Below are 21,514 nucleotides of genomic sequence, written 5' to 3' on the forward strand. Positions count from 1 at the left end.
AGTGTTTCATTAAACCGCGGCCGACTGGCGAACGAGCAAGTGGCGACTCCGAGCGATGACCACGAGACCGAAAAAGGCGAGCAACGAGAACGGGGGTAACGGGGCACCAGGTGCGGCGCTCCAGAGGGTGCCTTCGAGATCGGCAGAGCTAACGAGTTGGGTGTCTTTCCCTGAAACCAGAGCTACAGGCACACCTGGTAGGGCACCGTCCACGAGCGGGTCCCAGGCCTCGACTCGGGTGGTGTAGTTGTCGGATTCGAAGCCGGAGGCCTGATTGTTGGTGAGGATAATCTTGTCCCAACTGGTTTCACTATCGCCAAAGAAGTTGATGAAGGCATAAGGCTCGCTGCCATTGATGGCGCGGTTGAGAGGATTACCATCATAGGCATCTGGCAGAGGTGCCATCAAGCTGGCGGTGGTGAACTGACCCACCAAGGTATCGCCATTATAAAAGCTCAAGACGTTGTAGGGATCGCCAGCGGACCACCAGAAACCGAAATAGGAACTGGCCGTGTCCAAGGTCAACGTGCTGGAGAGCACTTGAGTGCCAGCACCTTGCAAAGAATAGCGGGAACCATTGGGAGAGGTTTCTGTCGCGGCACCTCCGTAGGCATCCGCAGACTTGATGTAGAGCTGATCGAAGGTGCCCACCCCCGCCCAACTGACATTCGTATTCACGCCAGTTTTTAGGTTGTCGAAAGTAAAAACATCTGTGCCGATGAGTGATGAGGTCGTGGCATCTGGCTGTTCGGCATAGGTGATGATGACGGCCGCAGGAGCGGCTGTAGCCACTATCAAGGAGATGACTGCTAGACTAAGGGAGGAGAGGGGGGGGATTTTCACGGTGGTTCAGGCTTGGCTGTGGATGGAGATACCCCGTCCTGATTCCGCAGGACAGGCCCGCATTTGAGGGGAAGGCAGATCTCTTTAAAGAGACGATGCTAGTATTGTTCATGAAAGACCTGATCAAATTCATCCTCGCTCTAGGCGCCTATGCAGGCTTGGCGCCTTTGCTTGGTTTGTGGTTAGGGCCACGCCGTGTCTGGCAGCGGGCGGTGTTTGCCACGATGATCGTCATGACTGCTTTGAGGCCTGGGAATTTCATGATGATGCTCGGCAGCATCGAGACTTATCGGGGGCACACCAAAGGGTATGAAATCTCATTGATCGAAGTGCTTGCCATCGCGTTGATTTTCGCCGTAAGCCGTTCGAGCGGGCAGGGAAGGAGAGGTTCTCCTCCGGGGCTTTGGTTGTATCTAGGCTGGTGCTTCGTGTGCTTGTTTTCAGCCTTTGGCAGCTATGAGCCGACCTATGCGCTGATGGCTGCGACAAGGTTTGTGAAAGGAGCGCTCATCTTCGCGGCAGCGGCGCTTTATTTGAGAGATGAAGACGATCTACGTTGGGCAATCGGGGCGCTGGCGGGAGCTCTTTTTCATCATGGGTTGCTCTGCCTTAAAATGCGCCTTTTGGATGGCTCCTGGCAGGTGAAAGGATGGTTTGAGCACCAAAATCCGATGGCGATGTGGTGTTATTTGGGAGCCATTCCAGTGTTCGCCACACTCTTGGATAAGCGGGTGAAAGGGGCCTTGTTTGGGTTATGCTTGGCCGGTTTCGGAGGGGCGGGGTTGTGCATCATCCTTTCGGTGTCGCGTGCCGCCTTAGCCGCCTATGCCGCAGGCGCTGTGGTGATGATGAGCTTGGCCTGGCTACGAGGTGGAGGGGTGCGGGTGGCCAGTCTGACACTGCTCGGAGCTTTGGGGGCAGCTCTCGTGTTTCTCTTCGCGCTCGATTCATTCAAGGCTCGGTTGAACGAAGTCGCTGCGAGCAGCGAAACGGTCGAGGAAGATCTGCGTGACATTTTGAATAAACAAAGCGCTGCGATGTTGCACGACCATCCCATGACGGGCGTCGGCTGGAACAACTTCGGCATCGCGAATAGCCGACCACGTGGAGATCTCTACAGCGAGATTTTGGAAGAATGGGATCGCGATCGTGGGTTCACGATCTACGATGAAAATTACTATGCTAATCCGCTGACCGAAAGCCTCTATTGGCTGTGGCTGGCTGAAACGGGCTGGTTAGGTTTTGGGAGTTTCATCTTGTTCATCCTCATGACGCTCTGGTGGGCACTCCGCAATGCCTGGGCACAGAGAGGCACGCTCATGGGGGCCGTCGCTGCTGGACTCTTGGTGGCTCTAGGCATCTGTTACCTTCATGGCACCGTCGAGCGTATTTTGACACAGACGAAGAACCTGTCGCAATGGTTGATGCTCGCAGGCGTGGTGGCCGGGATGGAGATGAATCGTCGCCAGATGCCAGCCTCAAGATCTGTGAAATCTCCCCACTAGAGCCTTTATTCAAATCCCATGGGGATGCCCCAGGTAGGTTTATCGGGACGCTGACCCAGCACCCAGCGATAGACTTCCAGCATTTGCTGCGCTTTCGCTTCCCAGGTGTAAAAGCGTCGGATGTGTGCCTGCGCGGCGGCGGAATAAGGGGCGAGCTGCTCAGGAGCCTCTGCCAGACGCGCAAGCAAAGCACCGAGATCACGCACGATCTGTGGCCGACTTTCGAGGGGTAACACGAAGCCGGCTGTCGGAGGGACGAGCTCCGGTGGTCCTCCATGATCCAAGACGATGGGGGGCACGCCGAGGGCCATGGCTTCTAAAACCGCACCGCCGCCGAATTCTCGGATGCTTGGAAAAGCAAGGACGTGACTCTCGCGCAAGCGAGGCTGTAGCACGCTGTGATCCACCCAGCCTTCCATCCGGACTCCGGACTGGATACCCTCCTGTTGCACCAGGCTTTGCAGGCGTTCCCGCTCTGGACCATCTCCGATGATGTCGAGGCGTAGCTTTCCCTCGCGGACCAAGGGGGCGGCCGCGTTGATGAGCATGTCCACACCTTTGAGCGCCACGAGACGACCTACGAAGGCGGCCTGGAGCGGGCCAGGGGAGCGGGGGAGGCTGGGGGCGAGATCAAAGCGTTGGGCATCAATGGCATTTTCAGGGATAAAGACGCACTGAGTGTGGAGCGGCTCTGGCATCTCACGCAGCGTTGTGCGTGCTGCGGTGATGATGGCTTGGGCATCCCGGCGCGTGCGCTGCACGCCAGGCTGGAGACGATAAAGGGCGCGCAGACGACCAGCCCCATCGTTTTCCAGCTTACGCACATCGTCAAAGCCGTGAGGCCAAGGCACACCCCCATTCAAGGGACCCAATACCCAGGGCACACCGATCTCCTGCAGGCGCTTGGAAATCCAACTCGGCGTGGTTGGAGAGAGGGGGAGGATGCGATGCACGAGATCGAACTCACCGGCTTTGAGCCGCCCCGCAAACTGCTTCCAAACTTCACGCTCGAAGAAAGGATAAACGAGATTGGAAAAGATCGCATACAGGCTCCAGCTAAAGTGCTCACCACGGCTGAGCAGCTTGGTCGTGCGCCACGCAAGGTTCTGAATGCGCCGGATATCGATGGCGGTGAAGTCCTGGCCCTCGACGAGACCGGCCTTTAGGAAGTCATCGCGATTTCGCCACTCGGTGACGATGTGGGCATCGGTAACCTGAGCGATGGCTCGTGCGCAGGACCAGCCGACGAGCGATGCGCTGGTCAGGGTGGGGTTAGCACCCTCCGCGATGAGCAGAGGTCGAATGGGCTTCGCATCGGGCATATCAATTGGAAGAACCTGAACCGCCGACGTTGATATTGAGCCCGACCCCTGAGCTGGTGTCACCCAAGGCGGCATTGCTACCTTCATTCGCAGCTACTACTCGGACGAAGGTGTTCACAGCCTCTTTGGCAATGTTCATACCGGAGATCTGCCCTGCGCCTGGTACAAAGACGATGTCTCCGGGTTGAAGACGGATGTTGGTGGCCTTGCCGTTCAAGATATCTGCGGCATTGATGGTCGCGATTTTCGGTGAGGAGAGCGAGCCACGAATGATGCTGACCCGACGGAGATCCGCATCTGGCCGCAGACCTAAGCCACGACCGAGCGCGGCCATGAGATTCATATCGTTCATGAAACCCACAGGGCGAGGCTCCATCACCGCTCCCAGGACATACACTTCGTTGGTTAGTGCAGAGGGCAGATAGATGAAGTCGTTGGGCTGGAGATAGATGTTGTGACTGAGGTCACCATCTCGGAGCAGCTTGGCCATATCGACCGGTAAACGTGCACCCTGGCGGACGACGAAGCTATGGGCGAGATCTGCCAGTTCCTCCGTAGTGCCGGTGAAACGCGAGGTGAAAAGCCCCCCTGCTAGAGTGACCGCATCCAGGACACGTAGAGGGCGAGTGATGGGGTAGATACCAGGCTGATTTACCCGGCCCAGCACCCAGATGCGCTGGCTAACCGCTTGCACGAGATTGACGGTAACCTGCGGATGCTTGTAGAACTGCGTGAGTTTCTCATCGAGCAGCTTTTTCAAAGTGCCGGTGGTATGACCGGTGACATCGAGGCCAGGCAGCAGATTGTAATACACCTTGTTATCCGGTGTGACGAAGGTCTCCGCGCGTGAGCCTGTCTCCCCTAGAATCTCAATGTCGAGTTTATCTCCGGGCCCGAGTTTGAACTCCTCCGCAGACGCCTGGAGCATGCTCGCTGGGGGAGATTCCTTAGCAGCTTGAGAGAAGGCAGGATCAATCGCCGATGAGGTGTCATCGCGAGGATCAAACTGACTCTTCGTGCTGGTGCAGGAGATGCCCCAACTCAACAAGCCTGCGCACAGTAGAACGTGACGGAACGACATGATGACGGCTGAATGAGAAGTCTGGAAAGTAAAAAGCGATGACACAATCCCTCACGGTGAGAATCATGCCATCGCATCATCCTTTGAATTCAACAAGAAATCAACGATGACGAGATGCATGATGGCCTAACGAACTGTATCAACAATCCCCGCAGATGAGGGTGATTAGGGGTTATGCTCCAGGTATTTGATGACAGCTTCCGTGCGGGAGCGCACGTGGAGTTTCTGATACACGGATTTCAGATAATCCCGCACTGTTTCGTAGCTGAGGTGGAGTTCATAGGCCACTTCTTTGGGTACCTTGCCATGGGCCAGGAGTTCGAGGATCTGGGTTTCACGTGGCGTGAGGCCGGGGATCTCTTTCTTTTCGGGCTTGGCCGGTTCTTCTTGGAAGGACTGGATGAGCAACCGAGCGATGTCCTGACTCAGAGGCGCACCGCCTTCACTGGCCTGCCGGATACCGGCGGCAATGTCCGCGGGGCGAGCCGATTTGAGCAGATAGCCGTTGGCCCCCGAACGAAGAGCCGCAAACACCTTCTGCGGATCATCATGAATGGTAAGCACGACGAAGGCCGTGTTCGGCAGGCGAGGGGAGAGCTGCTTGATCAACTCCATGCCTGAAACCCCAGGAAGCTCGAGATCCACAACAATAACGTCAGGGCGCTCACTGAGCAGTGTGACAGCAGCGGCTTCAGCAGATTCCCAAGCGCCGACGAATTCGAAGAAATTGCCCTTTTTCGTTACTAGTTTTTCTAGAAATAGCCGGAGAGTCGGATCATCCTCAACGACCGCAACACGGAGAACTCGGGTAGAAGGAGAGGAGGATTCGGGAGCTGGGGTGGCCATGCAGTAATTAACCACAAACCATCTGCTGAATGCAAGTTGCGAAATTACCTTAAGGTAGGTAAAATTGCTTCCTGAATTAGGGGGCCGACATTGCCACCAGCCCAAGCTGACACCGCACCTTGCGTGAATGCGTTGAGGGCAAAAGAAAGAAGTTCCTCAGCCCTAGCCCAAGGTTTGTCGGCGATGTAAACGATGTCTTTGGGCTCGAGACGGAAGCCTTTTTCCTTGGCGCTGAGGATATCATCCATATTCACCACAAAGGTTTCGGGCTTTTCTAATGAGCCACGAACGATAAGAACGCGTTTGGTGTACGCTTTAGGCGTGAAACCACCTGCTTGAGCGATGGCGCTGTGTACGGACGTGTGCGCTAACAATCCCTGGGTGCCCTGCATTTTGACGTCGCCCATGACGTAGATTTCATTCGAATTGGCCGAAGGGAAGTAGAGGTAATCCCCGGGCTGAACGAGGACATTTTGGGTCATGTCCCCTTTCAAAAAAAGTGCCTCCATATCGACGGGGAGGCGAGATTGACCGCGTATGAGAAAGCTGCGACCGAGGTCAGCCAACTCCACGGTGTTCTGTTGGAAGAGACCGGTTTCCAGCCCTCCTGCTTCGGCCACTACCTCCAAGAGAGTCAGCGGTCGGTCGAGATTGATGGCTCCTTTTTTGACAACCTTTCCCAGCACATAGACCTTACGGCTCTGGAAAGTCATGGGCGTGACCACCAGATTGAAATTTTTGTAATAGCGGCTCAGATCGGAGCTTAATTTTTGACGCAACTCATCAATGGTTAGGCCGGCGGCTTGGATGCCTTGAGCTTGGAGATAAGTGAGTCGGCCGTCGGGGCCGATGGTCACACCGGTGCGGGCATATTCCGGCTGACCAATGACCGTGATGTTGATCGCATCACCCGGACCCAGCGTCAGGGACTCGGCTGCCTGAACAGATGAAAAGCATCCGAGGAACAGCGCAGCGGCTAAGGTAATCTTATTGAGCAGACCCAAACGATAGCGTGGGGCTTGATCGAGAACGGCTCCGACCAATCTGCAACCCGCGGCCCGACACGTTTTCAAGACAGCTTGGGTGCTTTCCACCTCATCACTGCCGCTTTGGCCGATCCAGACGAGATTGGGTAATCTTTCCGCGACGAGCAAAGTTTCAGGCCGTCCAGGAGACGCCAGTTGGACGAGGATGACAGTGCCGCGAGCGGGTGCCCAGGACACGAGCGCACGCTGCCATTGTTGACGCTGCTCATGTGTCCAGGTCCAGGTGTCATCCATGACCAAGTGAATGACTTGCTGGGGGCTCTGACGCAGGTGCTGGAGCACGCTCTCCGGCTCGCAGACAGCACCTTCGAGCGGTGCCGTGATGGAGGCGGTTTCAGAGTGAGGTGCAGCCATCAGGATGACGGACATGCCACGGCTGGCGGCCGCTTTGGCCAGGAGCATGGGCATTTGAGATTGACTCTCCGCTTTGGGCATCAGCAGACCGCAGATGGCGGCTCCACCTGAGGCGGGTATGAGTAAGCTGGGTTGGAGTTTAGTCCACGTTTGGAAAGCCCATTCTTCTGGAGAGCTTTCTTTAGCTCCAAGACTGCCCATGACGGTGAGGCCTGTGGCCCGTTTGAGATCATAGCGGCTGATCACTCGGCGATCCAGCCCAGCGATAAGACCGACAAGGCAAGCGAGTCCACCGACAGTGCCTGCAAAACCGGCGGCGGTCACCATGGCGAGCTTTTGAGTGGGGCTTTCGACAGCGACGTCTTGCAGTCGGGATAGCGATAGGAGGCGATAGGAGCCAGGTGCATTTTCTTCCTGGACGGCGGCCTCCCGCTCACGGGCGGCTAGCAGTGAGCGGCTGGTTTCAAGCGCCTGCTTACGGCTGCGGATCTTGGCGTATTCCAGGGCTTTTCGGGGAAGTTGTTCGAGCTTGGCGTTGATGTTATCACGCACTTTTTCGAGCTTGCTCATTTGCTCGTTGAGCACGTTTTTTTCACTGCGCAGCTTCACCAGATCCAGGTAGAGGCTCTCGGCGACGGTGCTCTCACCGGGCTTGGGTGGTGCATCCAAATTGGGTTTGTCACCCGCTAGCGCGGCTTCCATGTGCTTCACGCGTTCCATGGCCTCGATCAGCGTCGGGTGCTCATGGGTGTAGCGCAGTTCCAGTTGAGCCAGTTCTTCGCGGGCCTGCTGTAGTTTTGCTGCCGCGACGCTGACCTTGGCCAATTCCCGTTCGATGCTCTGAATCTTCAGATCGACGGTTTCGCGATCCAGTCGGATGGTTTCATAACGCAGGTTGAAATTGCCCAGCTCGGTCAGGTAGGCATCCATCTGCTTATCCGCATCGACCAATTGTTCCCGCTTCGCGTAGTCGAGCAGTTCTTCGTTCACATGAACGAGCTGTAGATCGGTCTGCTCGACTTGCTTGGACAACAGGGCGCGCATTTCGGCGGCATCGTGCTGCTGGATGTCACGGGTGAGGGTGAGCACTTCATCCGTGTAAGCACTCAGGATGTTTAGCGCGGTGTCAGCATCGGAATCCGAGGTCATGCTGACTCTGACGATGTCGCTGTTTCGTTCGGGCACGATCTGTAGGCCCGCTTTAATCACGCCTTCCGACACTTTCCCACCGAGGTGTTGGCTGGTCTTTTCCATCAGCACCGAACCGCGCATGAGCGCGATCAGCGTGGGCAGACTCAGTTCGTGGGCTTGGTAAGGATCCCCCTGCTCAGACTGACGTAAAGCTCCCAAGGGGGCTTGTTTGATCAACTGAGCCGTGGCGATGTAATGGGTGTCAAACCTTTTCAAGCCGACGGCGGCAAGACCTGCGGCAGCGACCAAACCAACCAAAAGCATCCACCAGAGATGGCGGTAAATGGCATCGACGATCCGCAACGGATCGAAAGGAAGCGAGAAACCCCCGGAGGAACCACCTGCCTCAAACTCGGCAGGTCCACGATCCAATCTTGCTGGAGGCATGGACACCCCAGAAGGGATTTCTTGAATGGCAGACGACGCGGGGGAAACACCACGTCTGCCTCGCACTGCGCTGAGGCTAAAGTCTGAACCATTCGAGTCCATGGCGATGGGGTAGTCATTAAGCAGCCAAAGGCACGGCCTGATGAAGGGCAATGTCTTGAGCTACAGCATTCACATGGGAACCTGTAATCTGGTGGGCATCTTTCGTCCAGCCATATTCCAGGGCCAGCTTAGCGAGACGATTGACGGTGCGAGGGACTCCTCGGGTAAGTTCGTGAAGTTGAGCGATGGCAGATGCATCAAACAACAGTCCATGGGGATGCCCGGCCACATGGAGACGATGAGCAAGATACTCGGGCAGCACTTCCAGCGAGAGGGGTTGCAGGTGATAGCGCAGCCCGACGCGCTGATCCACATCGGTGCAGGACTGCACCATCGGACGCAGGTTGGGCTGACCGATGAGTAGAATGGTGATGAGATTTTGCCCTGCCCCATTCAAGTTGGTTAACCAGCGCAGCTCATGCAGGGTCTGCATGGACATGTCCTGAGCTTCATCCAACATCACGACGACTTGACGACCCTCCTGGGCTTGCTTGATCAGCAAGGTTTCCAGCAGGTCCAGCCGAGCGAGTTGGCTGGGCGGAATCTCCAGGCCTTGCGGGCCTAAACGGCGTAGCAAGGCCGCGAGGAGATCTTCAAAAGCAAAGCCGCTGTTTTCGAGAGCGATGACGTGATGCTCCTGAGCCGGGAGGCTGGCCTGGAGAACGGCGCGGGTCAGCGTCTTACCACAACCGATCTCGCCGGTGAGCATGCCGATATTCATGCCGCCCTCCTGCACGACGTAGGCGAGGCGATCGAGCGCCTCTTGGTGCGACGTGCTGCGGAAAAAGAAACGGGTGTCCCACGTGGCCTCAAATGGCCGCGTGACGAGTTGCCAATGTTGAAGTAGGTCGAGCATAGTGGGATGGAATTTCGTCCTCAGTCTCGCTTTCAGCAACCCTAGCCTCAACCCCCCCAAGCGAGGGGACGCACTTTCGATAGATTTTCAGGACCTTGCGAGCGTTGTCGCGCCAATCGAAGCGATAAGAATTGGCAAAGCCGGCATGGATCAATCTCTGGCGGGTGTTGGGATCAGACGCCATCATGGCGAGCGCGTTCTGAATGCTATCGATGCTTTCAGGATCGATGATGAGAGCGGCGTCACCCACGACTTCGGTTAGGGAGCCGGCTGCTGAACTGATGACCGGGCAGCCGCAGGCCATCGCTTCTACAGGAGGCATTCCAAATCCCTCAAATAAGGAGGGATAAACCAAGGCACCGGCCCGGCGATACAAGCCGGGTAAATCGGAATCCGGCACAAAACCCAGAAAGCGAATGTCCTTCGAGTAAGGTGAGGCCGCAGCGGCCGCGTGGATGTGCTCGGCTCCATGCCAGTCACTGCCTCCCAAGACCAATTGCCAAGGCGAGTCCGTCGCGGCTTTAAACCGATTGAACGCTTCAATCAGACGAACATGGTTTTTAGCCGGGTGCTCCAAGCGAGAGATGTAGAGGAAAAACGGTGCCGCCGAGGGATCGGTAGGCTCCTGCTGAGGCATCTCCAACTCAGGGTGGAAGCGCAGGTGATCGAGACCGTTTAAAATGATGTTTTGCCGCTTCTGCGGAATGCCAAAAAAGCGCTCGATATCTCGTGCGGTGTTCTGGCTGATGGCGACCACAGCATCCTGCTTGCGCGCCAGATGCTTGACGATAACCCGCCCATAGATCATGCGGGCGAGGTCGTATTTGCCCTTCACATGGAACGGAGCTAGATCGTGAATCGTCGAGACGGTGGCACAGGGGGCATTCCAGACCATACGGCGGTAGCTGGGCACATGCAGGACGTCGATGCCATGCTCTTTCAGCCAGCGTGGTAAAACGAACTGATGCCAAAAGATGTTCTTGAGCGCAGGACGCCAGGATTCCTTGACTGGAACCAGGGTGGCCCGGCCTTTGGCGAAGGCGAAAAGCGGCAGATCTTCTTCGAGGACTAGGAGATAGATCTCGTGATTTTCAGCCTGTTGGAGCATGGCTTGCACCAGAGCGAAGACATACTGGGCAATCCCGGTCTTCCCCCTCTGAATGACGCTGGTAGAAAGGGCGATTTTCATACGTGGGCAGGGCGGCGGTTATGTAGAAGTTCACGGCAGGCACCGATGCCAAAGACAACGAGGTCCAGGGCATAACGTTTGATGAGGCGGCGGGGCTCTTGGCAGAGTCGGAAGACCCACTCCAGGCCACAGACCTGCATCCAGCGGGGAGCGCGTTTCATGGCTCCAGCGAGGAAATCAATCGTGGCTCCGACGCCAATGTTCACTGGCACTCCTGCGGCCTCATAGTTTTGACGAATCCACTTCTCTTGCTTGGGGCAGCCAAACGACACGAGGAGAATGTCTGGCTTGGCTTCTCGAATGCGAGCGCAGATGCCTTCATGATCCATCTGAGCCAAGGGGCGGAAGGGTGGTGATTCACTACCTGCGATGCGCAGGGCGGGATGCTTGGCCTGGACGTTCTGGATTGCTGTCTTCAGAACGGCCTCTTGACCACCGAGGAAATAGACACTCCATCCTTTTTGTTCGGCCTGACGGAGAAGTTGAGGCACGAGGTCTGATCCGGCGACACGCTCCGGCAGAGCTTTTTTCAGGAGCCGTGAAAGCCACACCAGAGGAGTGCCATCGCATACGACGAGATGGGCTTCATGGAGGATTTGACGTAGATCGCCATCGCCTTTGGCTTGCACGAGGAAATCCACATTCGCGGTGGCGATGCAGTGAGGCTGACGGGAGGTAATCATGTTACCCACGCGATCAAGCGTCTGGGCCATCGTCACCCGGTCAAAGGGGATATCCATCAAGTGAATGCGCTCGGGCTGAGCAGGGACCAGTTCGGTATAAGCCTTGGCCAAGTCGGCACCGATTTGGCTCCATGAAAACCGGCGTTGGGCGGTGCGGATGCCAGCTTCACGAAGCTTTTCCCGGAGGGGTGGTGTGGCTAAAGCCCGCACGGTTTCATGAATGAAGTCGGCGGCTTTATCGGCCAGTAAGATCTGGGAGTCATGGTCCAAGTTCAGACCTTGGGCACCAATGGTGGTGGAGACAACCGGCGTGCCGATGCTGAGGCTCTCAACGATCTTGAGGCGTGTGCCACCACCGATGCGTAGAGGCACGATCTGAAGCCAGGCCCGCTGATAGTAAGGGCGCACATCAGGGACACTGCCGGTGACGGTGACGCCTGACTTTTCAGCATAGGCCTGCACTTCAGCGACGGGCGTTTTACCCACGATCAACACTTCAAGGTCAGGCACCTGAGCGCGCACGCCATCGTGGATCTCGCTGAAATACCAACGGAGAGCATCCACGTTGGGCGTGTAGTCCATGGCTCCGCAGAAGAGGATGGTGGGTTTTGCGGCTCGGGGGGCAGGAATGAGATTGGGTTTGAAAAAGTCGAGGTCCACGCCATTGGCCACGACTTTGAGGGGGGCTTTGCGGCTGATCCACTGCCGAACGAACACTTCATCATCAGGTCCACAGAGCACCTGGAGTTGGCTGCGTTTAGCCACGCGACGCTCGTAGAACCAGAGCTTGACCATGTTTTCATAAGCGAGGCATTTATCTTTCCAGGAGCGGGTGTGATGAGTGGTTTGTTGCTGTTGAAATTGGAGATCGACTCGGCTGCGATCAATGGACAGAGGAATGTCGCGATGCTCTTTGAGGAAATACTGCGCCATGACGATGTCGCACACATGCACGAGGTCGTAATGATTCGTTTTGAGTTGTTCCCGAATGGCCTGCGCCATCTGCGGAAGACTCCAGTGCCGGATGGTGGAGGGGAGGGCTTTGAAAAGACGTCCCGTCAGTAACTTCGGCCATTTCGGGTGCTGAAAGGATACGAAGCGGACCTCACGGCAAAACTCTTCGAAGACGGGACGTTGCTCCAAACGCTCGCCTTCCTCGCTGAGAGCGATCAAGTCCACGGTGTGTTCGCGTGCGAGTTCACGAAGCAGGTGAAACGTGCGCTGATAGGTGCCGCGATCCAGAGGGAAAGGAATGTAGGGATAAACAACGAGTATGTTCATGGCTCTGTGGAACGTGATGAAGTTAACACCCGCGCTGGGATGCCCGCAGCCACCGCATTTGGGGGGATGTCTCGAGTGACCACGGCAGAGACACCAATGGTGGCACCCTGACCGATGCGCACGGCGCCGACTGCCTTGGCCCCATCTCCCATGAATACGCCATCTTCCAGCACCGGGCCTTGTTTGCGGCCATGGGAAAGTACGAGACGGACATCGGCGTAGAGGTCGCAGTTCCGACCGATCTGCGAAAATGGTGCGATGATGATGCCCATGGGGTGCGGCAGACGCAAGCCAGCACCGATCACGGCCTTGCTGCTGACCTCGATCTTGAAGAACCAGAAGAGAATCTTGGCCACGAAGAACGTCGGGATACGATGACGAGCACACCAAAATTGAAGGCGAATCAACACAACGACATGAATGCTATTCAATGTTAGGCAAAGCAGGAAGCGCTTGACCGGTGAAAGCGGGCCGTAGTCCGCAAGGTTGCGGTCGATGTCTTGGCGAAGGTCTTCGAACATGGCCGTTCAATTGAAGTGGTGCCAAAGGCGTTCGTATTCTTGAATGTCGATGGAGGTCGGCTCGGAGGATGGATCTTCCCAGAGGAGCTCGCAGAGTCCGTGGAGAAGGCGTTGACGCGGATAGCGGGTATCGCTCAGGGCACGGAAGCCAAATTGGCGGGCATTGATCAGACGATTGCGCAGGGGATCTGTTTCCGGGCATTTATCGAGATTGCTTTCCAAATAACTGGCCGTTGTGGTGAAAGGATGGCGCAAACGACGTGATTCCAGCCATAAGAATAGGCTTCGCGTGGCCTGGGTGAGAGTGTGATGGAGTGCGGCGAGTTCCTCACGAGGGGCCTGGCTCACGGTGGGATGAAGTTTGAACATAACCCCTGCCGTGTGATGAGGGATCAGGTTCAAGGCCGACACGAGCGGCAAGTCGAGAGCAATCAGTCGTTTCCGGCGTTCCAGACAGCTCCAGTGATAGTAGCCGTGTGCGGCCAGGAGCACATCTCCGAGTGCGAGTTGAGCTTTGGCCAGATTTCGAGCGACGAAATCCCGGTCTTCATCGGTGAATATGTCTTTGGTTAGGCGCTGTTTGGCGAAGAGCAGCCCAGAGCTGCGATTCATCAGCAGGCGAGTGGCCTCATGTAGAGGGATTTTGGAGCTGTCTCGGTGGTGCTCGCAGCCGGTGAGTAGTGAGTCGTCTCCCAGGGCCCAGCGGTGCCCCATGACGAGGTCATAATAAAACATGCTAGTGGGGCTGCGCCTCAGCTTGGCCAGTGTGAGCATCTTGAATTCGATCTCAATCCCGTAATCCTCAGTGAGCTCATGGGCCGTTTGTTGAAGCGTTTTACCCCAGCGTTGCTGCTGGAGAAGCAGCGGGCCGCTGACGAAGACAAAGAATTCCACATCATTGTAGGGGGCATCTCCGGTGGCCGTTTTGAAAACTCCGCCTTCTCCCCGGCCATACCCGCCGCCCAGAGCGATACCTTCAAGAATAGATGGAGGCAGTCGGTTGCGGAGGCGTTTGGTCGTATCCCGGCAGATGGTTGCCAGTCGGGCTTCCAGAGCGGCACTGCCATCACGTGTGAATCGGCTGCTCATAGGTCATTGATATTGGGGAAGTGAAGACACTCTCCAGCTGTGTAGCGATTCCTGGAGATAATCCTCGATCTGGGTGGCAATGGTCTGGAGTGGAAATTTCTCGCGCACTTCGGCATGACCCGTAGCGGCGAGACGAGCACGCAGGAGGTTGTCTTCCTCGAGGGTTAAGATCTCTGCAGCCAGTTCACGGGCATTGCCCGCAGTGTAGGTCAGGGCGTTATCCCCGTGGCGCAGGAGTTCAGCACTGCCTCCGGTCGTTGTGCCAATGACGGGCAAGCCGCTGGCCATGGCCTCCAGAGGCGTGAGAGCGAAGGGTTCCTCCCATTCTGAGGTGAAGAGAAGGGCATCGTGGTTGCGATAAACCTCGGGCATCTGAGCTGGTGTGGCGTGATGAAACGTGACCGGAAGTTCATAGGTGGCTGCATAATCCTTCAGCATGCTTTCGTAGCACGGATCCCCATGGCCGTAGATGCTGAGGCTGCCTTTGAAGCGACCTCTCACAGCATGCAGGGCTTTGAGGGCTGTGAGCACGCCCTTGTCTTCAGCAAGGCGGCCGACATATAAAAGTTTGCTGAGGGGAGCGGATGCTGGTTTGGGCTGGCCTTGAAAACGCTCGATATCCACAGGGCAGTGGATCACGGCTCCATGATGGACGGGATACCCGGCCTCTTCCGTGATGTCACGCAGACGGCGGCTACAGAAGTAGATGCGGGAGAACCGTAAATGCTGGACGGGGTTGGTGGGGGCTGTGCGGTCCCAGCGTTGGCGGGTTCCATTGATCTGCCACACGCCGCGGAGCAGACGGCTGGGTAGGGAACCTTGCGGACGATTCCACCAGTCCAGCCAAACATCAGCCGTGAGGCTGCGGGCGATCCAGTGGTCTGATACGTCAAAGACGGTGGGGATATTGAGGCGCTGAAGCGTGAGGGCTAGAGATTTAGAGAGGCCGCCCAGATTCCAGACGTGAACGAGGTCGGGTTCAAATTGCTGGATGGCGGCCATCAGGGTGCTGTTGTTATACTGCTCCTGAGATTGCAGGTTATGAATACCCAACCATGGATGCCCGAAAAACCCGTGCAGTTTGAGTGACCGCCGCACTGGGTAGGACCGTTCCGGTTCGGGATCAGCCTTGGAGATGTGGTGGTCAGAGGTTAGCACACACACCTCATGGCCCCGGGCATGCAGGGCTTCGGTGATGTCTCGGCAGCGTAGTTCATAGCCGCCGATGTAGTGCGGGGGATAGAGATTGGTAAGGACGAGAATGCGCATGACGAATGGGATGCCGTCAGTCTGCTGTTTCATCCTGCGTTCGTCATTCCCCCCAACGGCGGGGACATGGGGGGAATCCATCCCCCCCATTTGCGGGGGATGGTGGGGGGTGCCTTTCTGCGTAGTTTAGGAAAGTTTCGACTGAATCCTCAATGCCCCCCGCCATTTCCCCGCCAAACGTTCTTTCTGCCCCATCGGCTAGCCGCAAGGCGAAAGACGTTTGGCTGGGATGGCATCCCGCCGTAGTCGGAGTGCTGGTCTTCCTCCTCTTCGCTGTCCCTGCGCTAGCGGTCATTTGGAACGTGCACGAGCGAGCTGAGTTGGTTCTGGAGGAGTCGATCAAAAGCAATCTAATTTCTGCTGCCAAAAGCATCGCTGAGGTGGTGGATGGGGATACTCATGGGCAGTTTCAGCGCCAGGATCAGGAAGCCAGTGCTCCTTATCATCAGGCCATTATGCACATGGAACGCATGAAAGATGCCTTGAATACCCAGGGCATGATTCGCTTCGTTTATACCTGCGTCCAAAAAGATGATCAGATCTATTTGGTCTTGGATCCGACACCGCCCGGAGATGCCGATCATGATGGCCAGGATGACAAAGCCCACATCATGGAAAGCTATGATGAAGCGAGCGCCACGCTGAGGGATGTTTTGGTCAGTGGGGTGGCAGCGGTGGACACGACACCTTACACGGACCGTTGGGGAACCTTCTTGAGCGGCTATGCGCCGATATTTGACTCTCGCCGAAATGTCGTGGCTGTCGTCGGTGTGGATATGGAGCTGAAGGATTACCAGCTTCAGTTACGCGGACTGCATCATGTGACGAGATTGAGTGCGATCGGTTCGGTTTTTCTGGCCATCCTCGCCGGCATTTTTATGGCCGGCTACCACCGCAGGCTGCAAAAAACGATCGGGCAGACAGTCATCGCTCGTGATGCAGCGCTGGCAGCCTCCCAAGCCAAAAGTCAATTCCTGGCGGCCATGAGCCACGAACTTCGAACCCCGATGAATGCGGTGATCGGGTTGAGTGAAATCTTGGCTGATACCCCGTTGAATGAGCAGCAGACGGAATTCGTCGAGACCATCCGCCGCTCAGGGGATTCGTTGCTTCAGATGATCACTGACATTCTGGATTTCAGTCAGTTGGATGCGACGGGCATTACGGTAAAAACCACACCCGTGGCTCCACGTGCGCTCTTGGCTGGACTGCAGGAGCAGTTTGAGCCTCTCGCTCGTCAGAAAGGGCTGCGCATTCATTTTGAAACCAGCCCGAAATGCCCCACCAAGGTCCTGATGGATGGTGACCGTGTCCGTCAAGTCTTGAGACACTTGATCGCCAATGCGGTGAAATTCACCGATCAAGGCAGTGTGAAGGTGCATTTGGATGTCACCGAGGGCACTAGCCTGCACTTTAAAGTGTCCGATACGGGGATTGGTATTGGCGGTGAACAGAAGACCATACTTTTCCAGCCGTTCAATCAGGCCGACTTTACCAATACACGTCGTCATGGCGGCATGGGCATCGGATTGGCTTTGTGCAAAAAACTCAGCCAGGCCATGGGGGGACGTCTATGGATGAACACGGTCGAAGGGAAGGGCACTGATTTCCATTTGGTGTTACCCTGTCGCTTCGTAGCAGAGGTGCCTCCGCAAGAGCTCCAACAAGCCATCGTCTTAACTCAAGAGCGCATGACCGGGATCATCGTTCGTGGGTTCTTGTCGAAACAAGGATGTCATGTGCGTTTGGTAAAGTCCTTGGGAGAGCTTGAAGTCGCGTTGCATCAGCAACCTGCATCGCTCATTCTCGCCGATGTGCATTTGGAGGGTGTGGAAAAGCTTCCGGCCCTCTGTGGCGGGTCTGTTCGAGTGATCGGATTGAACGCGGAGTTGGAAGATCAAGTCCTGCCGGGATTTGAGACCATTCTTGCGAGTCCAGTCACACCTGCGGCGTTGAAAGAGGTGCTGTAAACGCTAACCCTTCCGAGGAAAGGGCGTAGCGTTCGACGCCGTGCGATGTGTAAACTTATTGAGCCTTGGGCCCAATTTGAGGCCGCTAGGTAGAACGTTTGCCCAGAAGACCACGTCAATCACTTCGCAACGCGAATGTGATCCTCGATCGGGCAAGCTTATAGCAACGTAACGGTTCCCCACTCACTCAAGCTGTGTGGGTTTCGTGCCAGCCCTGGCGAAAACCAGCCAGCTTACCCCGGCGCTGCTGCCAGCGGATATGCAGCGCGTGCGGAAGTTCCCGCAAACGATGCTGGCGGAGACAATACGCAGCGTCGTGGCGCAAGTCGCTGATGAAGCCCAGGAAGACGGTCTTCAGCCAACGAAACTCCTGTGGGGATCTTTGCCATGCGCGGCCAATCGCGCGCGCATCTCCGAAAGATCGGCGATAGCTTTGTTCAGGCGTATAATTGTGGCTGTGCATGGCCAGGGATTCCGGCACATAGTGGACGTGGTAACCCTGCTGCTTACACCAACGCGTGTATTCGTCGTCTTCGGCGTATTGGAGGTCTTCCCGGAAGCCGCGTTGACTCCACACATCCTTGCGCAGGCCGCTGCTGACCATGCTGAAAAAGTGATCCCAATGTATGGATTCACGATTTTCACCGAAGCAGCGATCATAGTCGCAAGCGAAAACAGCCTGACAATCTGGACGCGGAATTTGCCGACCAAAGCACGCTCCCACCGCGGGATCTTGAAGCGCTTCAACCAGCGGCCGCAGCCAGTTGGGGCCTTGCGGTGTGGCGTCGGCATTGAGGAAAATGCAGATTTCTCCACGAGCGAGCCGCATCCCCTGGTTCATCACTCGGCTGGGGTTGTATTCTTCAGGTCGTATCTGAACGAATTCTGCGGGGCGCGCGGCACGAATCAGCTCCTGTGAGCCATCCGTGCTGCCACTGTCGATGACAATCAGTTCCCAGTCCGTGTATTCCTGAGATTGCAGGGCAGCTAAGGTGTCTCCGAGAGCCCAAGCCTCGTTGAAACTGCGCATGATGATGCTGACGAGAGGGTCCTTCATATAGGGATGACGACGGAGACCTTAGTGACGCGCTTGCGGATGAAACGACGTTTGATTTTTTGCCGTTCATCTCGGCTCATGGCCAGGAACCACAGCGATACGAGGGCGACAACACCGGCGATGGAACCTTCACTCAACAACACCAGCAGAGGATGCCCATCTGGAATCAGCGGTAGATTTTTCAAAAGCAGAAGTGCGGCCAGAACTGGCAGTGAGGCTGTCCAAGCAGGCAGCACGGTTTTCCTTAAAAGGGCGAGGCTACTCATGCCCGATTCACGGGCCTGCCATGGCCACAGATAGAGCCAGCCCAACCATAAGGTCGGGATTAAAGAACCGAGAGCGACAGCGGTCACGCTCTTGAGCCACATCACCAGTCCTACGCTCAGCACGAGATTGGCACCTGCCTCGGCCAGCCCTAACCACATCAGCTTCTTCTCGTGGCCGGTCATGATGAAGACGCGCTTCGACACGCTATGAGTTAGGATGGTGGTGTAATACCAGACGAGGAGAATCTGTCCGGTGAGCCAAGTTTCATGGGTCAGTGCGGCATCGCCCGTGAGGAGATGCAACAATTCATCCAAATAGAAAGCACACATCAAATATAATGGTGTTGCGATGAGAATACTCCAGCGTGTGCCCTGCACCAAGAGGGCTCGGAGAGCTTCGTGCTGAGCGCCGGCATGCAAGTGGGCAGCCACAGGTGAGAGGGTGTCCTGAACTTGGCGGGTGAATTCTCGGAAGACTTCAGCGACCTTCGCACCTGATTGATAAAGGGCGATAGCGGCCACGCCCAGAGCACTGGTGATGACGAGTTGGTCGGTTTTGCCTAACACCAAGTTGGTGGCTGTGCCCAGATACGCGAAGAGGGAGAAGGCCATGGTGTGGCGCATGGTTCCCATCGCTGCCCAGGTGGGTCGGAGCTTCACTTTCGGCATGCGGCGGAGGGCGAAGAAGGCGGAAATGCAGTCGGGGGCAAGGGCTGAGCCGAGTGCGATGAGCATGATGCTCAGAAAGCTCCATTGCTTCCACAAGGCGACGAGGATGAGCGCAAGGCGGGTGACTAAGGCGAGGGTAGTGATCCAATTGACCAGGCTGATGCGCCTCTGCCCACGCAGGATTTCAGGGAAAATGCCCAACGGGAAAGCTAAGCCGATACCCACGAAGAAAACCACGAGCACAGTCTTAAACTCAGCCGCCCTCTGGGCTGGCACCCCGCACCACTCCACGAGCCAAGGCGCTGAAAGCAAGGCACCTCCCGCGAGAAGCACTGCGATGCCCGAATAGAAGATCAGGATGGAACTCAGGACATGACCGAGCTCATCCCACTTATGCTGCACGGAAAGCTCTGCGACTCTTTTTTGAGCTGCAAAACCGAACCCGAAATCTAAGAGAATGCCATAACCAAAAACGCTCCAAAGCAGCGACCAAAAGCCAAATTCCTCCCGGTCGAAATGCTGGTAAAGCAGCCGAAAGGTCACGAGCCCCACCGCCATGGCCACGGCGGTGCGTACATAGTTGGAGAGAGTGTCTCTCACCATTTGATGATGAATGTTCGCTTCAGACATGACGGGTGGAGTAGGTGGGGGCGGAAACAGAGCGGTAGCGTCCGTTGTGGTGCTCCTCGGCTTGTTGATAAAGAGTCTCTAGGCGCTGATGAATGCGCTTCCAGTCGTAGTGCGTCCTGGCCTCCATTTGGCCTGCCTGGCCGAGAGCCAAGCAGCGTTCCGGGTGAGCTTTGAGTTCACGAAGGGCGGCGGTTAGGTCCGCCTCATCATGGAAGAACAAGCCATCACGTTGATGGTTGATGAGCGTTTTCAGACCGCCCACATGACTTGCAATGACAGGCTTGCCTGCGCTCCAAGCTTCCAGCACGACGATGCCAAAGGGTTCATGCATGGAGGGGAGCACGAAGACATTGCAGGCCTGATAAGCATCCAGCAGAGCAGGATCGTCATTACGCAGACCTGGGAGGAGATGAATGCGGGTAGCTAGACCTAATTCCGCGATGCGTGCACGCAGTTTGGCGGCATAGTCAGGCTGGGTTTCTGGGCCGATAAGGACGAGATGGGCGCTTGCATCTTCCTTGGCCAGGTCAGAGAAGGCATTGACGAGAACCATCTGGTTTTTCTGCGCGTCAATGCGACTGATGTTCATGACCAGAAAGGCATCCTGAGGGATGCCGTGTGCGGCGCGGAAGCGGGCTCCTTCGCCCTGAGTGAAGCGGTGACTCTCGACTCCATTCGGGAGGTAATCGATTCGATTGTGCTGAAGTTTCTTTTGCGCTGCTTCCAGTTCACTCTGGCCCACACAGATGATCATGTCGGCGTCATCGAGAAGCTGCCTGGAGCGGAAGACTGCGCCAAAGAGACGCCCCCACTCAAACTTGCCCGAGATGGGCTGGATCATGGTTTGCATCTCCTCGGCGGGAACGTCAAAAACACCGCCGTGGAGGGAGACGACGAGGGGTTTGCGGCGAAGCCGGGCCGCTGTCGCGACCATGCCACCGAGGCGTTTGAGCGAGTGAGCGTGAAAAAGCCGCACGTCCTGCTCACGCATCAGAGCTCCGAAGAGGGGCAGGGAAAGCAGATTGCCGCCCTTTTTATCCAGGGCGGCTTTCTCAGCGTCGGTGAGCCCGAAGAACGGATAGCAGTGGCGATGTCGCTGCACTTCGATACCCTGGATGATCTCATGGGCCTCATGAGCCAGGGCCATGGAGGTGATGATTCTCGGCTCGAAGCCGGCTTGCTTCTGCTGGCGGGCGATTTCGGTGATGACAGTCTCCGTGCCTCCCCATTCATGGGACACAAAGCGGCGAGGGACGTGAATGATGCGGGCTGCCATGGTTCCAAAACTGTCGTGGAACCATCAATGCCGCCATCCCCCCAGGTGAGGGGATGCGGTGGAGGGGCAATTCAGGATATT

General features: G+C 56.6%; 16 protein-coding genes. 2 read left to right on the forward strand and 14 right to left on the reverse strand.

What is annotated here, in order from left to right; all coding sequences use genetic code 11:
• Positions 1-9: 9 nt before the first annotated feature.
• The gene (locus B5D61_RS10040) at positions 10-843 is read right to left on the reverse strand and encodes an Npun_F0296 family exosortase-dependent surface protein (RefSeq protein WP_078813242.1); all 834 of its coding nucleotides are present in this window, start codon (positions 841-843) and stop codon (positions 10-12) included.
• Positions 844-953: 110 nt separating this feature from the next.
• Here B5D61_RS10040 and B5D61_RS10045 point away from each other — a divergent pair, with 110 nt between their 5' ends.
• Positions 954-2,348, forward strand: coding sequence for an O-antigen ligase family protein (locus tag B5D61_RS10045; protein ID WP_078813243.1), 1,395 nt, complete (start codon positions 954-956; stop codon positions 2,346-2,348).
• Positions 2,349-2,353: 5 nt separating this feature from the next.
• Here the strand turns inward: B5D61_RS10045 and B5D61_RS10050 are convergent, their stop codons facing one another.
• The 10 genes from B5D61_RS10050 to B5D61_RS10095 form a co-directional block, all read right to left on the reverse strand.
• Complete coding sequence (locus tag B5D61_RS10050; protein ID WP_176159334.1) at positions 2,354-3,670, reverse strand: glycosyltransferase family 4 protein; 1,317 nt, start codon at positions 3,668-3,670, stop codon at positions 2,354-2,356.
• Between the two features lies 1 nt (position 3,671).
• The gene (locus tag B5D61_RS10055; protein WP_078813245.1) at positions 3,672-4,751 is read right to left on the reverse strand and encodes a polysaccharide biosynthesis/export family protein; all 1,080 of its coding nucleotides are present in this window, start codon (positions 4,749-4,751) and stop codon (positions 3,672-3,674) included.
• A 165-nt stretch (positions 4,752-4,916) separates the two neighbouring features.
• The gene (locus B5D61_RS10060; RefSeq protein ID WP_078813246.1) at positions 4,917-5,597 is read right to left on the reverse strand and encodes a response regulator; all 681 of its coding nucleotides are present in this window, start codon (positions 5,595-5,597) and stop codon (positions 4,917-4,919) included.
• A gap of 44 nt (positions 5,598-5,641) precedes the next feature.
• The gene (locus tag B5D61_RS10065) at positions 5,642-8,677 is read right to left on the reverse strand and encodes a polysaccharide biosynthesis/export family protein (RefSeq protein ID WP_139373172.1); all 3,036 of its coding nucleotides are present in this window, start codon (positions 8,675-8,677) and stop codon (positions 5,642-5,644) included.
• A gap of 16 nt (positions 8,678-8,693) precedes the next feature.
• On the reverse strand, positions 8,694-9,533 hold the full coding sequence (locus B5D61_RS10070) for an ExeA family protein (RefSeq protein ID WP_078813248.1): 840 nt from the start codon (positions 9,531-9,533) through the stop codon (positions 8,694-8,696).
• Entirely contained in the window at positions 9,487-10,722 is a 1,236-nt protein-coding gene (locus tag B5D61_RS10075) for a glycosyltransferase family 4 protein (protein WP_078813249.1), read from the reverse strand. Before B5D61_RS10075 ends, B5D61_RS10070 begins: the two co-directional genes overlap by 47 nt.
• On the reverse strand, positions 10,719-12,686 hold the full coding sequence (locus B5D61_RS10080) for a WecB/TagA/CpsF family glycosyltransferase (protein WP_078813250.1): 1,968 nt from the start codon (positions 12,684-12,686) through the stop codon (positions 10,719-10,721). Before B5D61_RS10080 ends, B5D61_RS10075 begins: the two co-directional genes overlap by 4 nt.
• Positions 12,683-13,207 carry a serine O-acetyltransferase gene (locus B5D61_RS10085; protein ID WP_078813251.1) on the reverse strand — a complete coding sequence of 175 codons (525 nt, stop codon included), beginning with the start codon at positions 13,205-13,207 and terminating at the stop codon, positions 12,683-12,685. Before B5D61_RS10085 ends, B5D61_RS10080 begins: the two co-directional genes overlap by 4 nt.
• A gap of 6 nt (positions 13,208-13,213) precedes the next feature.
• The gene (locus B5D61_RS10090) at positions 13,214-14,296 is read right to left on the reverse strand and encodes a hypothetical protein (protein ID WP_078813252.1); all 1,083 of its coding nucleotides are present in this window, start codon (positions 14,294-14,296) and stop codon (positions 13,214-13,216) included.
• Between the two features lie 3 nt (positions 14,297-14,299).
• Positions 14,300-15,565 (reverse strand): glycosyltransferase family 4 protein, encoded by a 1,266-nt coding sequence (locus tag B5D61_RS10095; RefSeq protein WP_176159335.1) that lies wholly within the window; start codon positions 15,563-15,565, stop codon positions 14,300-14,302.
• 152 nt (positions 15,566-15,717) lie between these two features.
• Here B5D61_RS10095 and B5D61_RS10100 point away from each other — a divergent pair, with 152 nt between their 5' ends.
• A complete protein-coding gene (locus B5D61_RS10100) occupies positions 15,718-17,535 on the forward strand; it encodes an ATP-binding protein (protein ID WP_078813254.1) in 1,818 nt (605 codons plus the stop codon).
• 187 nt (positions 17,536-17,722) lie between these two features.
• Here B5D61_RS10100 and B5D61_RS10105 read toward each other — a convergent pair whose 3' ends face one another.
• From B5D61_RS10105 to B5D61_RS10115, 3 genes are read right to left on the reverse strand one after another with little or no spacing between them, the layout of a single operon-like run.
• Entirely contained in the window at positions 17,723-18,592 is an 870-nt protein-coding gene (locus B5D61_RS10105; RefSeq protein WP_078813255.1) for a glycosyltransferase family 2 protein, read from the reverse strand.
• Positions 18,589-20,157, reverse strand: a complete 1,569-nt coding sequence (locus tag B5D61_RS10110) for a lipopolysaccharide biosynthesis protein (protein WP_139373173.1) — start codon at positions 20,155-20,157, stop codon at positions 18,589-18,591. The genes B5D61_RS10105 and B5D61_RS10110 overlap by 4 nt, the downstream gene beginning before the upstream one ends.
• Positions 20,150-21,433 (reverse strand): glycosyltransferase family 4 protein, encoded by a 1,284-nt coding sequence (locus B5D61_RS10115; RefSeq protein WP_078813257.1) that lies wholly within the window; start codon positions 21,431-21,433, stop codon positions 20,150-20,152. The genes B5D61_RS10110 and B5D61_RS10115 overlap by 8 nt, the downstream gene beginning before the upstream one ends.
• Positions 21,434-21,514: the final 81 nt, after the last annotated feature.

The sequence above is a fragment of the Prosthecobacter debontii genome (assembly GCF_900167535.1).
Classification (GTDB): domain Bacteria; phylum Verrucomicrobiota; class Verrucomicrobiia; order Verrucomicrobiales; family Verrucomicrobiaceae; genus Prosthecobacter; species Prosthecobacter debontii.

Coding starts and splice junctions, on each gene's coding strand:
- B5D61_RS10080 (WP_078813250.1), bottom strand. CDS start 12,686: ATGAACATACTCGTTGTTTATCCCTACATTCCTTTCCCTCTGGATCGC.
- B5D61_RS10075 (WP_078813249.1), bottom strand. CDS start 10,722: ATGAAAATCGCCCTTTCTACCAGCGTCATTCAGAGGGGGAAGACCGGG.
- B5D61_RS10105 (WP_078813255.1), bottom strand. CDS start 18,592: ATGAAGGACCCTCTCGTCAGCATCATCATGCGCAGTTTCAACGAGGCT.
- B5D61_RS10045 (WP_078813243.1), top strand. CDS start 954: ATGAAAGACCTGATCAAATTCATCCTCGCTCTAGGCGCCTATGCAGGC.
- B5D61_RS10085 (WP_078813251.1), bottom strand. CDS start 13,207: ATGTTCGAAGACCTTCGCCAAGACATCGACCGCAACCTTGCGGACTAC.
- B5D61_RS10100 (WP_078813254.1), top strand. CDS start 15,718: ATGCCCCCCGCCATTTCCCCGCCAAACGTTCTTTCTGCCCCATCGGCT.
- B5D61_RS10055 (WP_078813245.1), bottom strand. CDS start 4,751: ATGTCGTTCCGTCACGTTCTACTGTGCGCAGGCTTGTTGAGTTGGGGC.
- B5D61_RS10065 (WP_139373172.1), bottom strand. CDS start 8,677: ATGGACTCGAATGGTTCAGACTTTAGCCTCAGCGCAGTGCGAGGCAGA.
- B5D61_RS10095 (WP_176159335.1), bottom strand. CDS start 15,565: ATGCGCATTCTCGTCCTTACCAATCTCTATCCCCCGCACTACATCGGC.
- B5D61_RS10070 (WP_078813248.1), bottom strand. CDS start 9,533: ATGCTCGACCTACTTCAACATTGGCAACTCGTCACGCGGCCATTTGAG.
- B5D61_RS10060 (WP_078813246.1), bottom strand. CDS start 5,597: ATGGCCACCCCAGCTCCCGAATCCTCCTCTCCTTCTACCCGAGTTCTC.
- B5D61_RS10115 (WP_078813257.1), bottom strand. CDS start 21,433: ATGGCAGCCCGCATCATTCACGTCCCTCGCCGCTTTGTGTCCCATGAA.
- B5D61_RS10110 (WP_139373173.1), bottom strand. CDS start 20,157: ATGTCTGAAGCGAACATTCATCATCAAATGGTGAGAGACACTCTCTCC.
- B5D61_RS10050 (WP_176159334.1), bottom strand. CDS start 3,670: ATGCCCGATGCGAAGCCCATTCGACCTCTGCTCATCGCGGAGGGTGCT.
- B5D61_RS10090 (WP_078813252.1), bottom strand. CDS start 14,296: ATGAGCAGCCGATTCACACGTGATGGCAGTGCCGCTCTGGAAGCCCGA.